This is a genomic window from Frisingicoccus sp. (genome assembly GCF_048388605.1).
In the GTDB taxonomy this organism is placed as follows: Bacteria; Bacillota; Clostridia; order Lachnospirales; family Lachnospiraceae; genus Frisingicoccus.
On record NZ_DBGCTU010000022.1, the window covers coordinates 1 to 13666 of the forward strand.

A 13666-nucleotide genomic window follows, 5' to 3' on the forward strand; every position below is an offset into this window, starting at 1 on the left:
AAACTTTCCCTTGTTTCGGCTCGTAAGGGCAAAAACAAGGGAAAATACATGAAAACCGAGCATTGAGCAGGCGAAATGCCTTGCAAAATCAATGGTTTTAGGAATTTTGAGTTTTTAATCAAAATTACTTTTTCCACTTTATCCGGAAATCTTTCCGCAAATAATCCGGCCAGCCACGCGCCCCAGGAATGTCCCGCCAAAATAACTTCTCCGGAGCAATTCTCTTCAATTTGCTCCATTAACTCTTCTTCCAGTTCTCCAATCGTATATTTTGACTGCATCGGTTCGAGAACCCCAAACTCTTTTGAGATCAGTCTTGCAAGTCCAAAGGCCGAGCCTGCTGCTCCCGGCCCGCCATGCAGAACCACAATATTATATGGCTCTTTTCCGTGTTTTCTAACCATACCGCACCCCTTTACAGGCCCTTTTCTATACAAACAGCTTCCTTCCCGGCTCTTTTCTCCATAGTATATTTCTGACACAATAGCAGAATTATCTGCCAGTCGCAATTCCATATTCAAATCTATCGTCTCTCTGCACACTTTACTTTATTTTACTCTATTTTTTCATTCTTGCATACCTGAATTTACAGCATCCATATCTTGCACACTTCCATATTCGTCACATTGCTAAAATTCCAACCTGCATATATGAACACCAAAAAATTTCTACACTCATAAAGCCACAATCTCTTAGAATCTTAATTTGTTCTTGTATTGTTATTGGAAAATATTCTGTATTGTATCTACTCAAATGTTTTTCACACTCTTTTATACCCATGCGAAGCATCTGACTTGCGGGGTGCCCGAAAGGGTATAGCTTTCCGCCGAAAAAACTGCCTTACGATTACTCACACCTATCCTCCTAACACATTATTTATAAGTATCCAAATAGTACTGCAATTTCTCCGCTAATTTCCCGATATGCACACCATCTACAAAAGAATGATGCACCTGTACTGAAAATGGCAATAAGATTTTACCGTCCTTTTCGTAATATTTACCCCAATCAAATAGCGGCGTTGCATTATCTTTTTTGCCCGAATCCGTATGGGAAATATGAGTAAAACTCACCCAGGGGAAAGCTGAAAACTGAAATACATCATTTCCTAATGGCGCAGTAAAATAGTCTTTCTGTTCTTTTTCAGTTTGAGCTGCTACCGCCACATATTCTTCCAGTGTATCTTGCATTTCCACATTTACAACTTTAAATAATTCCGTTTCTTTATTCAGATAAGTAAATGCTGTATTAATTCTTTCAAACTCAACAGGTTCACCATCTACAAATCGATATCGGAACTCCTTAATCTCATTTGCACACTTTGAAACAGCAAATACAAAAGAAAACGTAAAGGAAAAACCTTTCAATCTGATTTGTGACAAAAAGTTCGTGATATCAAGGTCAAAACTTACACAATACTGTGGTTGTACACTATCACGGAATACTTGATAGTGTAAACTTCGTTCCCATACAGACAAATCGATTTTCTTCATTTCATCATACCTCGTAAAATCGTTATATTGAGAATCCTACGCTCACTCTACTAATTATATCCTCCTATTTGTATGATGTCAATTAGTTGTATGATGTCTGTATTCAAAAATATAGGCTCCTGCCTTCTGAGCAAGAACCTGGAATGTTAATCAAGTCCTAATTCTTTCATTGCGTGCATGATATGAATTTTCATAGCATTTTTGGCGCCCTCTGCATTACGCTGCTCCAAAAATTCCATAATCATCCTGTGATCATTTATTGTATCTTCAATGGCTTTATCACTCTGTAAAGATAAGTATACTCCCTTTGAAATCGCCTGATATAAAATCGGCATGAGTTTATTCATAAATTCATTATGGGTAGCCTGGGCAATCGCTTTATGAAAAGAATGTTCATCATCTGTCCTGTCTTGATGATTACTGATTTCTTTTTCTACCTTTTTGCCAAATTCCAATATCCTCTTTATTTCGGAATCCGTTGCCCTTAAAGCAGCATAATATGAAGCCTCCGGTTCAAATATCAAACGCATTTCATATAAATCTCTCGCATTGACTTTTATATTTGATAGCTGTTCTATATCTTGTTGCTTCTTAAACGCATTCTCTTTTACATACGTTCCTTTTCCTCTTTGAATTTCCAGTATATCCAAAGCAACCAAAATTCGGATTGCTTCTCGCAGCGTAGTACGGCTTACATTCAATTCTTCTGATAAATCCAGTTCATTTGGTAATTTATCGCCGACAGAAAATCTTTTTTCTATTGTTATCATGGATAGAATATTATCCGCAACACTTTGTGATAACATCTTATTCCCTTTCATAATCTCACCTTAACCCTTTCTGCCATTATACTATGCTTAGTATTTAAATTCAAATATTGTAATTCTATACTTTTTATTACACAAAAAAACATAACCAAAAACTCCAGTTGCATCATAGCGATAACCAATAATTTTACTACTTTCATTAGAAATAACATTATCACTTATATGTTCAAACACTTCAGGAAAATACTTCATAGGCCTGCTAACAGGCATAAATTGAGGGAGATTGCAATACTGTTTCAGAAACTGTAATAAAATAACATATTCTTCTGCGACTGGTTCCGATTCAACTTCAAAACTACTTTCACTTACATGCGTGTTTGTATAATAAAGAGTACTTCCTTTTGACTGAATTCTTACATACGCATCTGGAGTTGTCCCGCGTGGAGAACATCTAAATTCCTTTCAGGATACCTCCCCTGAAAAAATCTATCAAAAATACAAGCTATATAATTCATGCTGTTTGAAGTTATCGTGACCATTCCTTCGTCAAAATATCCCTTAGTGAAATGCAATCCCTCATCCTTGGGTGAGATTACATTTTTATACTTCAAAATTCGTGTTTTGTGTTCGACTCTAAGTGAACTCTTCCATTTTCCAGTACAATCAAATTCACTTCCTCATATTTTATCCTATCCTGTATTATAGGATTAGCTTTTTCTCTCTTCTTCCCCAAAAACATGAGCATTACTCCTTAAACATTATTCTCTTATGTTCTAATGCCAGATTCTATAACAATTCAATAGTCACAATCTAACCCTTGACATAAATACTGCCGTCTCAACTCCATCTAAACCCGTCGAATTCGACGGGTTTTATTCGTGAATTTCCCAATAGCCGTAACGTTTGCCACCGATACGTTCAATTTTTCCTTGTTCTACCAAAGTCTTCGTCATTCTTTGAACAGTTGCTCTGGAAGTATCTAGCATTTTAACAATATCGCCCTGCGTTATATGTGGATTATCCTTTAGAACTCTCATCAGTTTCTTTTCCAAAGCTTCAGCCAAAGCCTCATTTTGATGCTTTGAAGCTTTAGAATTTGATACTTTGGCACTTTGAAGAGCATTAAACTTCACCATGATGTCTTCGCCATGAACGATATACTCTGGCTCATCCGTACCGAGACTCCTGCAGGCATCACAGATCTTTTGAATTCCACGACCCCAGCTCTCAATATAACCCGCACGGTAGAACACTCTTGCGATGTCCGGATTAAATGGCTTTGACGAATGTGCCTCCAGCAAAGTCTCAACCGTCCACCCAAAGGGAAGCAAACTACTATTGCTGATGTACATGACATCATCCTCAATGCGTATCTGAATTGGAATATTATCTGCCCAATTACAGTGAATCAGAGCGTTATAAACCGCCTCACGCACTGCATCACGGGCGAAAGGATAGGTCTCCACTCTTGTTTCCCTGTGATAAGAAATTGCCGCCTTCAGATATTTGAGATAAATCAGGTCAATCACTCTATCTGCCATCAGTAGCAAGGAACCATGCACTTCATCTTGGTACAAAAGCTCGCTTCCCTCAAATTTTCCGATTTTCACATAACAGCCACTGATGACCTTCTCCGCATTACGATAGAAACACAGCGCTCCGGCCCTTTTCAGCTTGCCGTCAATCATCAGGTCGAGCTTGTCTAAAAGCTCAACGTTTGATATATCCAAATCTTCCTTAGTCATACGACCACTGCGAAGCGCCTCTCGACGAAAAATGTCAAAACTCTCCTTGTCTAAATCATCAACGGTAATGTTCGCAACGGTTGCCGCATCCCACTTCATTCCCGTTTTTGAAATCAAGAAGTTGGTTAGAGCATTACCACGAAGCTGCTGTTTCGTGCTTCCGCTACGATAGTGATATTCCCCATCATAATTTACAGGAAAAGCCCACGGAGAAACTACAATCTCAATGTATGAAAGTCCGTTTTCAGTAAAGAGGTTTACATCGGCAACGATACCCAGCTTGTTTTGGATTTTGTTAGGAATATCCTCCATCAACTTTTTAGCATCGCTAACACCGATGATGGTGCCGTCGTCCCTCTTTCCAATATAAATCTTGCCACCTTGCGCATTGGCAAAACCGCATATCCATTTCAGGTATTCGTCACGCCATGATTCTTTCCATTCTATATTCTGACTTTCTGCCATAATACAGTCACCTCCGATTATAATTAGCATTTCCACGTTCGGTCAATACTCTCCCTCAATTATTCGTATAATTCAAGAAATCACCCATACCACATATAGAGTCTGTTACCGTGTCTAAATTGATACAACATAACGGAACTTCTCCCCCTAACGATTCACCCGCACAGATGCATTTTTACACCCCTTATAACAATGCCGTATGTACTGTTACGAAGTAAGATATTCGACTTTATCACTGCCTGTATATAGCATTTCTTCTCATAAACAATCTTACAAATTATCGGCTCTATATAACTTTACTGCTTCTTTAAAAATTTAAGATTAAAATTACCACCCAAGGTGTTTGCCGCCTTAATGACTCCCAAATTAAACTGCCGCTTATCAGAACCCTTTTTATCAATCATTTTGACAGTCTCTGCTTCATGGTTACAAATTTCTGTATCCTTATCACTAACAGCTTTCAGAATTACCATTTCCTGTGCCAAGATATTCATACATTCCTCGGCTGTTAAATCTGGCTTATCAAGGCATCTACTTAGGTCAGAACAGACTTTACCCGTAAAATCATAGAATTGTTTTCTGCTGTTGGCAGACACTTCCATATCCTTATCTTCAATGACATCCATTTGTTTTAGACTATCGTCATCACTGGTTATAATGTTCCCTAGGATATCCTTGTATTCCTCCATCGATAACTGAATCAACTTAGCAAACTCAGGGAATTATTCTATTACTTCTTTTGCCACGTCAGGTCGTAATTCACCAGGTTGGGAAGCAATACTTAAAACATCTTTCTTAGACAGTTTTTTGAAATCTGTCCTTCTCATCATATCAAGCACCCACTGTTCAACCAGTGTGTACTCCATAGTCAATAACTCCTTTATCTCTTACTCCACAGAAGATAATCGATTTTCTTTACCACCGTCAGTTTATCCTTATAATTTGGCATCGCAGCATCAAATTCTACAATACACTTCTTACCATCCTTACTACAGATAAATGTTCCATACCATGTTTTGATCTTCTGATAAATGTGATCTGCCTCATCGATACGCAGCATCTTATCTTTACCACCAATTTTTTTCCATCTTTTAATAAGTAAAAGATCCTGAAAAATATACTTATCCCATATTGGAAGTGCAGGGGCTGCTGCTGCCATCATCTTACTCATAAAAGAAACGTCTATCGTTCCGCTAACAGGTTCAAGACACAAAAGTAAATCCTTGAATGGTCTACTCGCAGACTTCCATTCTTCCATAAGTCTGCAATATTTATCATACCAACGGCAGGCCTCTGACGAAACCTATAAAAAGCCATTAAATGTCTTTCGGAATTCTGTCATTGCCACAAAACTGTCTTACTGAATCGTATCAAAAATTCCTATGTAATCCCTCAAGCTAAATGCTGTTTCAAGGCTATCTTCAATGATTGTTTCTGGATTTAGCCCACTCAGCCCGCCACCATCTTACAGATATTTCTTGAACGCTTTCTTCATTTTAATCATGACATCGATCAGCCAATCAAACTGTACGTTCCACTGATTCTTATCGCCGAAGTTGACGTTTTTCTCGATAACGATTCGGCTTGCCTTCCGTTCCGGCAGTTCCCTCCAATCAAAGCTCAGTTCCGCATCGGATTCAATAACATCCTTGTTTTGGAGCAGGGCGTGGAACAACTCCTTGTCCTCGCTGATGTACAATTCTACATCCAATTCATTTCGTTTTTGAATCTGCGACACGGCAATGTGGCAGGCAGAAGAACCTACACTGAAGTTCATCCAATGATCCATAGACGGTTTTCTGCGATTGAAGTTCTTTGCAAACTGAGAATTCTGGAATGCATACTCCTGGAATGCCACCCAATAATCATACCGTTGCTGTTGCGTCCCATTTGCAATCTCGTTCTTCTTTACCTCCTTCGTCCAGTCGTTCGGCTTTTCAATGACGTCAAATTTCACGGCAGGCTCGGAAGCGCCGATGCGATATAGTTTTATCTCACAAAGGAAAAAACCTATCTTCTCATCGGTGTGATTGTTCAGCCATTCGATTGCGGCTTTGTGTTCCTCACGAGCGTGTTTTACAACCCATATAATTACATCTGCTGATTTACCTGACGCATAAGTTATCAGCTTGCCAAGGTGGTCGTGGTTCGTGTCCTCCAGCTGATTCTCAATGATGATTTTCCGATCCGTCCCTGTTTCGGATGCAAAGATATCAACATTAAAATCACCCACAGAGGACTCTGTTTCATCCACCGTTATATCAAACCCTACGGCATCCGCAAGAAGTGCGATGTTATCATCCTGTGACAGCCACGGTGTAAAATCCAAAGCTTCATGCGGCCATACCTTTCGCAAGTCCTTTATTTCTTCAAGTCTGCTCAAACTCACCATTACCTTACTCCCCCTCGCGCTTTACATAAATTAATTCGATATCGTATCCCAAGGACTCCAACATTTGAATGAAAGTCTTATTGGCAATGTGCTTGCTCTTCTTTATCCGCCGATTAACATGTGATGGAGTGATTCCCACATTCTCGGCAAGTTTCACCTGCATAGTTTCTGCTTTTATGAACTTTACCCTTACATCGGCTTCAACATTGTTCTTCAGCATTAATTTCCACCTCGTCTATCTATTTTGAAATAAATTGCTTTATCCGTACAATTTATTGTATCATACAAAAGGCAGAATATCTTCAATTTGTCAACAAGTCCAAATTGAAACTCTCTCATTTCCTAATATAGCATAACAAAGATTTTATGTATGGCTTCTATTTTTACAAATATACATCCATGATATTATGTTCCAAAACAATGTCATTTACTTTCCCATTTTCATCAAATTCGCACTTTAATAAATTTTGCTTATACGCCGTAGAAACGGTATCAGTTTTAAGTATAATTTTTTTTCTATTATCTTCAAAATACAAATCTAGTGAATAATCGATGGGATTTATTAAGCAATCATTAAAAACACTATATGTACGAAGAATCTCTGGACTTTTAGTGTTTTTTAATTTATCATTGTATTTAGGCTTAAAATATAAAATTAGCATAGCTTCTGCAATATCAACAACCTCTGCTTTAGAAATCAAACCACTATTTATTAAAAAGTCATCCTGAAGAGTGTCTGACGTAATAATATTCGTTAAGTATTGTTTTATATTGTATTCTTCAAAAAACTTAATATGAACACCTGTAACCATTATATATAGTTCATACTTTTCTCCACCATCTTCTCTATTTTGATACCTCATTATTTCAGGTATCGTATTATGACCATATAATCTATCATATATATTACTTTTTTGAGTTTGACCTATATATAATAATTCGTATTCATCTTCTGTCTCCTTATTTTGAAATTTCATAAACAAGTCAAATAAAATTTTTGCATGAAACTGCAGCCTCATATGTCCATATTTATTAATTATTTCCTGATTATCTTGAACATATTGTGGTTCATATGCATTTAAAAAGCTCATCCCTTTACTTGTAAAATCCACTTGCATCATTGAACCATTATCTACTATTTTTAGTTCAACGCAATTCATATCAGGCAACTGTAGAAATGTACCAATATTTAATGGTATAATTACACTAGAATTTTTAACTAAATCCCAAATGATAATTATAAAATCATGCAGATTTAAAATGTCAAATGATTTAATTATATAGCGATGTCCCTTTAAGACATAGTAGATATTATACTTGTTGTCTTCACTTAATTCATTTTTTATTTCATTCAAATAATCATATGGAAAAATAAGTTTGTGTTCCATAAATATTTCTATTGCAGCATTTCCTTTTACCATTTATATTCCTCCAATATACATTGATATACCCAATCAACTTAGAAATCATTCCAAGTTGATCTACGAGGTCAATACTCTAAGCACCTATTCTTCAGCCAGATAATTCCAAATAAATACAGCTTCCCAACAAATTTTTTATCAATAGAAAAACACACCTGTCCTCAATATCAAATGTGCCTATCTATAATTTCATATTACATTTACTACAAGTCTTGCCCGTGACTGTCCATAAACCTTTATTTTTTACAATCCTTATTATAACCTACATTTTCTACACTTTTCAGTTCCTCATTTCTCTACCCGTGACATTAATACTACCGTCTCCACATGCACCCCAAATTAAAACATATCCCCACAAAATCACGGAAATATGGGCAATATTTATACAGTACTAATACCGCTCGTGTAACCCTTTTCCCACAAATTATAGATGCCATCAATTTTCTTTCATACCGTCAACATCCTCTTCTGGTTTACCAGCTTCCAATGCTTGATATTCTTGATTTAACTCTCTTAATAATTCTTCTTCGCTTGGCAAATATAATTTATACTTCGAAGCCAAAATTTGTGTTTCATTTTCCGGCAATGTATATCTAACCACAGATTCACTCTTGTCCGCACATAACACAATACCAATCGGCGGATTATCTCCCTCATTCATAAGTTCTCGCTCATAATAATGAACATACATCTGCATCTGCCCTAAGTCCTTATGTGTTAAATCCCCAACCTTTAAATCTATCAGAACAAAACATTTCAAAATATAATTATAGAATACAAGATCAATCCTAAAATGCCTCCCATCAAAAGTAATCCGCTTCTGTCTGGCAACAAAAGAAAATCCCCTCCCAAGCTCTAAAAAGAATTTTTGCAAATGAGTAATCAATGCCTGCTCCAAATCACTTTCAAAAAAATCGTCATTTGAACTTAATCCGAGGAATTCCAGAACATATGGGTCACGAATAATGTCTTCTGGTTTCTTAGCAGGCTCTAATGTTTGAATTTCTGTTGCAACGTGTTCTTTATTTTTACTGGATAATAATCTTTCGTAAAAGAAAGAATTTATCTGTCTTTCAAGTTGTCTGGTACTCCATTGTGATTTTACAGCTTCCTGCATATAAAATTCCCGTGCATTATCATTTTCCACTTTCATTAAAAGTCTATAATGCGTCCAACTTAATTCGTCACGCAGTGCGTGACCATTTGGAAACGTCAAATAAAACTGCCTCATATATTTCAAATTTGTCACTGTAAAGCCTTTACCAAAATCCTTTGTCATTTGCTTTGACAATTCTTTTAATAATCCAGTACCATACTCCGCTTTTTCATTACCACCCTATTCTTCAATAATAGATTTTCCTATATTCCAGTATGCTTCTACCATTGCAAAATTTGCAGTTTGGTACACTTTGTTTCTTGCTATTATCAAAATGTTCTTAATTTCTTCGTAAAAATTTTGATTCATTTCAATTATCCTTTCTCTAATTACATTCAATTGGTATCTCATTAGGCAAATACGAAACAATTGCATCAATAATATCATTTGCCCTCTTTCCTCTTATTTGCCTTACTATAAAATCCCTATAAGCCTTATTATCCAATTCGAAAAAATGTCCTGTCGACGTTGAAAGTGATTTACAATTAAAGACTCTTAATACATCTTTATATGTTTTTGTTTCAAGAATACATTCAAACTTCGTCATTTGTTCCGTTTTTATTGCATCATAATCTATCTCTTCAAATAATTTATTTAATGTTTCTTTTGCTTTTTCCTCGTTTCTTTTTGATATATTTGCTACAGAAAGTCTATATTTTAGTTCGGATACAACAGCCTCGCATATCTGCTTATTTATCTCCCCCCTGAAACGTTCTTCAATAATATATTTTTTTACACTTTCTATTCTTGAATTATCAGGAAATTCCATTATGCTATTAACTACTTGAAGTAATTCTTCTGTTAAAAATAGATTTTCAACCTCTGCTACTTCTAAAGTAAAAATATTATCTTCTTTATAAGCTTCTATTTCATAATCGGTTCTATAATCACGGTCTATAATTCCGAAGCATTTAAAATTATGTAATTGTGCATTACTATTCATTGCCTTTGTTTGTAATATAACAGAACTGCAACTTCCACAAGGAACTACGTAATAATCCTTATATATTTCAGAGTATAATTTTGTATCATAACTATCATGAGTACCCTCTACAAACAGGACTGGTTTTCTATTCCCCAAAATATCCAACAAAAGTTGCTCTGGAAGTTCACTGTTCTGTACTTCTTCCCACTCCCATGTGATACCATCAAATCCCTTGACCCATATTTTTTTTGAATTCTTATGGCTTGCAGCAAATTGAGTATCATGTGTTATATAAATAAAGAAGCAATCTTCCCGTTCAGCTTCAATTGCTTCCCACAGCCTATTCATTATTGACCGATGTAAATGAATTTCAGGTTCATCAATTATAATCGTTTTATCTGAAGGAACACACAAGGACTGTGCCATTAGATACAATCCAACTCTTTCACCATCACTCATATCTCTTCCTTTGTATTCAAAGTATTGCCCACCCTTTTCAAAACCTGCTAATACCTTCCCATCTTCGATAATAATATCTCTATGAGGAAATACAGATTTCCAAATTCGCCGTAACTTGTCCATAACCATTTCAGGAACCACATTATGATTTTCTCCATTCTTCTCCCTTTGCTTACAATCTTTTATAAACTGTTCCTGTTGATTAATTTGCAGAGCTACTAATGCCGAAAGTACATTTTCGTAATCATTAAGCAAAGATGATGTATAATTATACTTTTCACCGTCCCATCCCCAACGATTATTATGTTCTCCAGTCGGATTTTCTTGCCCATAAATAATTAAATTTGTTGCCTGCTCATAACTTTTCTGCTGTATATAATTTCCAAATGTCAATGCTCTCTGGGCACCTATTCTATGTGTATCATTTGGATTACTTTTTTCAATCCAAGCACCTAATTGACTTTTTCCAGATCCATTTGCTCCTATTATAATCATAGAATGACATTTAACTTGATACTCGACTGGATTATTATTTTCCCCCGGTAGTATATATTTATAATCTTTTTCTTCACTCATTTTCTATATCTCCTTGTAATATTTCAAAGCAGCCTTTATCGCTTCCACTTTCTCCGCCGTCGGATGTTTCCTCGGCTGTTTCAGTTCCTCTACCGCCTTTGGAGCATCATACATCGGCAATCCTAAATCCCTCTTTACCTCTGCTATATATGCGGTATGTACCTTGAAGCCGTATTTCGCTTCTATGTACTCCTTAATCATCTTGTAGGTAACTCGCTCTTTCGGCTTGTATGCTGCGGCTCTCTTGGCGATATTGTCAAGCGGCACTTTGCCCTCACCTTCGCCAAACTCCACTTTTACGTTGATTACGCTGTCAGGTTTTTTGTGGGAAAGCATTACGACCGTCTCAACATGTTCCGTCGCCGGGAACATGTCCACCGGCCACACGCCCTTTGCCTTATACCCCTTTTTTTCAAGCCACTTCACATCCCGCTCCAAAGTCACCGGGTTACAGGAGACATACACAACTGTCTTTGGATTCATTTTCACGAGGGCGCTCAGAAAAGCTTCGTCGCTGCCGCTCCTCGGCGGGTCCATAAGAACCACATCCGGCAAACGGACGCTTTTATCCCGCTGAGCCGCTGCAGCCAGTTTTACCATAAATTTCCCCGCATCATCGCAGACAAAACGGATATTTTTGATATTGTTTGCCTTCGCGTTGCCGATGGCGTCCCGAACGGCATCCCGGTTAAGTTCAACGCCAATCACTTCATCCACGTAATCGCTGGCAATCATACCGATAGTGCCAATTCCGCAGTAAGCGTCAATTACATACTCTTTTCCGGTAAAGCCTGCCGCCTCGATGGCTTTTTTATAAAGCACCTCCGTCTGAACCGGATTCACCTGATAGAAGGATTTTGCCGAGATACGGAATTTTTTGCCGCAGAGAATATCCTCGATATAACCCTTGCCGTAGAGCACTTTTTCCCGCTCGCCCAAAACCATGCTCGTCCGCTTATCATTGATATTATGTATAATTGTTGTAATCTGCGGATGCTCTTTTAAAAGCGCTTTGACAAAGTTATTGCGGGAAGGAAACACCGGGGAAGCGGTAACGATAACCACCATAGTCTGCCCCGTGGCAAATCCCCGTTTGACAAGCACATGCCTCAGCAGTCCGTATCCCGTATCCTCATCATAAGTCTTTATCTTGAAGGATTTCGCCAGTTTACGAATCGTCCCTATGATTTCATCCGCCAATTCGTCCTCAATCATGCAGGATTCCACAGGGATAACCTGATGGGTACCCTCTCTGTACACACCGGAAATAATGTTTCCCTTTCTGTCCCTGTCAAAAACCGCATGCACCTTATTCCGATAGTGGGTTGGATTTTCCATCCCCACGATGGGATGGATTTTGCAATATTTTCCCATCAGTTTTCCAACCATTTTTTCTTTTATTTTTAACTGTTCCTCATAGGGCACACCCTGATAACGGCAGCCGCCGCATTTTTTATGTACCGGACAGATTTCTGTTTTCCCCATCCTGCTTGTCACCTCACACTGATTTCTATCATTTATGTTACAATAAAATCCTCGAGAATACAAGCGCCGACATAGCGATACGGTAAATAGCAGGGCGCTATTTAAAAACGGCAGACAAACCGCCTGCCGCTATCATCTGTCTCTAGTTTTGTCAGCCGCAAAGACAGCTCACCTGTGAAAAATCAAAGGGTGCCATCACCTGGCGGATAAAGTATCCCTGATCATGCCGGCACACCGGGCAGGCCTTCGGGGCTTCCTTGCCGGTATAAATATAACCGCAGTTTAAGCACATCCAGGCAGTTTCCTGGTCAGCCACAAAAAGTTTTCCCTGCTCCATAAGCTGAGCGAAATGCTCAAAGCGGTCCGCATGGGTTTTCTCAATGACCGCAATGTTGTGGAAAAGGTTTCCAATCTGGGCAAAGCCTTCCTGTTTGGCCGTATCACCGAAATGTTTGTACACATCGTCATACTCTTCCAATTCGTTGTGCTGCGCCATGCGGAGCAGTTTGGATACCTCCGGGGCAATGTCTACCGGGTAGCCGCCGTCGATGGCAATGGTTTCTCCGGCCATATCTTTTAAATGGCTGTAAAATAATTTCGCATGCTCTTTTTCCTGATCTGCGGTAAAGGTAAATACGGTTTCAATCACATACAATCCGTTGGCTTTTGCCTGTGATGCCGCCATGGTATACCTGTTTCTTGCCTGACTTTCGCCTGCAAAAGCCCGCATTAAATTTTTCATTGTTTCACTTTCTCTGAAATCCATCATTCTTCCTCCTGAA

The 13666-nt window shown here is 37.9% G+C and carries 13 protein-coding genes and 1 pseudogene; all 14 read right to left on the reverse strand.

Translation table 11 applies throughout. From position 1 onward, the window contains the following. On the reverse strand, positions 1-404 hold a 404-nt coding region (locus ACMN7X_RS04270), incomplete at its 3' end, for an alpha/beta fold hydrolase (protein ID WP_418746254.1). A gap of 468 nt (positions 405-872) precedes the next feature. Then, positions 873-1493 (reverse strand): CatA-like O-acetyltransferase, encoded by a 621-nt coding sequence (locus ACMN7X_RS04275; protein WP_418746255.1) that lies wholly within the window; start codon positions 1491-1493, stop codon positions 873-875. Between the two features lie 146 nt (positions 1494-1639). Beyond that, positions 1640-2314 (reverse strand): FadR/GntR family transcriptional regulator, encoded by a 675-nt coding sequence (locus ACMN7X_RS04280; protein WP_418746256.1) that lies wholly within the window; start codon positions 2312-2314, stop codon positions 1640-1642. An 818-nt stretch (positions 2315-3132) separates the two neighbouring features. Continuing rightward, on the reverse strand, positions 3133-4470 hold the full coding sequence (locus ACMN7X_RS04285) for an ATP-binding protein (protein ID WP_418746257.1): 1338 nt from the start codon (positions 4468-4470) through the stop codon (positions 3133-3135). Positions 4471-4766: 296 nt separating this feature from the next. Then, entirely contained in the window at positions 4767-5174 is a 408-nt protein-coding gene (locus tag ACMN7X_RS04290) for a hypothetical protein (RefSeq protein ID WP_418746258.1), read from the reverse strand. An 18-nt stretch (positions 5175-5192) separates the two neighbouring features. Then, positions 5193-5336: a hypothetical protein gene (locus tag ACMN7X_RS04295; RefSeq protein ID WP_418746259.1), complete on the reverse strand. Its 144-nt coding sequence runs from the start codon at positions 5334-5336 to the stop codon at positions 5193-5195. Positions 5337-5350: 14 nt separating this feature from the next. Beyond that, a complete protein-coding gene (locus tag ACMN7X_RS04300; protein ID WP_418746260.1) occupies positions 5351-5641 on the reverse strand; it encodes a hypothetical protein in 291 nt (96 codons plus the stop codon). A 294-nt stretch (positions 5642-5935) separates the two neighbouring features. Continuing rightward, positions 5936-6862 carry a DUF4268 domain-containing protein gene (locus tag ACMN7X_RS04305; protein ID WP_418746261.1) on the reverse strand — a complete coding sequence of 309 codons (927 nt, stop codon included), beginning with the start codon at positions 6860-6862 and terminating at the stop codon, positions 5936-5938. Between the two features lie 4 nt (positions 6863-6866). Further along, positions 6867-7082 carry an XRE family transcriptional regulator gene (locus tag ACMN7X_RS04310; RefSeq protein ID WP_418746262.1) on the reverse strand — a complete coding sequence of 72 codons (216 nt, stop codon included), beginning with the start codon at positions 7080-7082 and terminating at the stop codon, positions 6867-6869. A gap of 163 nt (positions 7083-7245) precedes the next feature. Beyond that, positions 7246-8283, reverse strand: a complete 1038-nt coding sequence (locus tag ACMN7X_RS04315) for a hypothetical protein (RefSeq protein WP_418746263.1) — start codon at positions 8281-8283, stop codon at positions 7246-7248. A gap of 436 nt (positions 8284-8719) precedes the next feature. After that, positions 8720-9748: pseudogene (locus ACMN7X_RS04320) on the reverse strand (PDDEXK nuclease domain-containing protein). A gap of 16 nt (positions 9749-9764) precedes the next feature. Beyond that, positions 9765-11399, reverse strand: a complete 1635-nt coding sequence (locus ACMN7X_RS04325; RefSeq protein ID WP_418746264.1) for a DUF4435 domain-containing protein — start codon at positions 11397-11399, stop codon at positions 9765-9767. 3 nt (positions 11400-11402) lie between these two features. Beyond that, on the reverse strand, positions 11403-12884 hold the full coding sequence (gene rlmD / locus ACMN7X_RS04330; protein WP_418746265.1) for a 23S rRNA (uracil(1939)-C(5))-methyltransferase RlmD: 1482 nt from the start codon (positions 12882-12884) through the stop codon (positions 11403-11405). 151 nt (positions 12885-13035) lie between these two features. Beyond that, the gene (rbr, locus tag ACMN7X_RS04335) at positions 13036-13653 is read right to left on the reverse strand and encodes a rubrerythrin (RefSeq protein ID WP_418746266.1); all 618 of its coding nucleotides are present in this window, start codon (positions 13651-13653) and stop codon (positions 13036-13038) included. Positions 13654-13666: the final 13 nt, after the last annotated feature.